This window comes from Flavobacterium sp. ABG, from assembly GCF_001027725.1.
Taxonomy (GTDB): Bacteria; Bacteroidota; Bacteroidia; order Flavobacteriales; family Flavobacteriaceae; genus Flavobacterium; species Flavobacterium cupriresistens.
The window spans coordinates 1-545 of the sequence record NZ_LEKS01000064.1 but is presented as its reverse complement, the minus strand read 5'-3'; the positions used below and the strand labels follow the sequence as shown (position 1 = coordinate 545).

Sequence of the window (545 nt, the reverse complement as noted above, 5' to 3'; positions counted from 1 at the left end):
AGCATGAATGATTTCAAAAGAGTGTATGTTAGATTTGGACATTCCATGAGAATCATTAACAGTTATGGTACTACAGAAACTACCATTGACAGTTCTTATTTTGAAGTTGATACCATTAATAATCTGGATGGTTTAGTTCATGTACCAATTGGTAAACCTTTGTGGAATAATAAGTTTTACGTATTAAATCAATCGAATACACTTTTACCTGTTGGTATAATTGGAGAGTTATGTATCGGAGGAACAGGCGTTGCTCTTGGCTATCTGAATAAAGAAGAGTTAAATAGAGAGAAATTTATCATAAATCCTTTCATAGAAGGAGAAAGAATATATAAAACGGGCGATTTGGCACGTTGGTTGCCTGATGGTAACCTTGAACTTATCGGTAGAAAAGACGACCAGGTTAAGATCCGTGGGTATCGTATCGAGCTGGGTGAGATTGAGAATGTATTATCATTATTAGAATCGGTTACCCAATGTTGTGTTTTGGCCAAGGAAGATGTTAGTGGTATCAAACGTTTGGTTGGTTATGTAGTGGTAGAAGG

The 545-nt window shown here is 36.0% G+C and carries 1 protein-coding gene; it reads left to right on the top strand.

Going from position 1 to position 545, the window contains the following annotated elements:
* Positions 1 to 45: 45 nt before the first annotated feature.
* Positions 46 to 545, top strand: a 500-nt coding sequence (locus AB674_RS21675) for an AMP-binding protein (RefSeq protein ID WP_240478119.1), incomplete at its 3' end; no start/stop codon positions are given.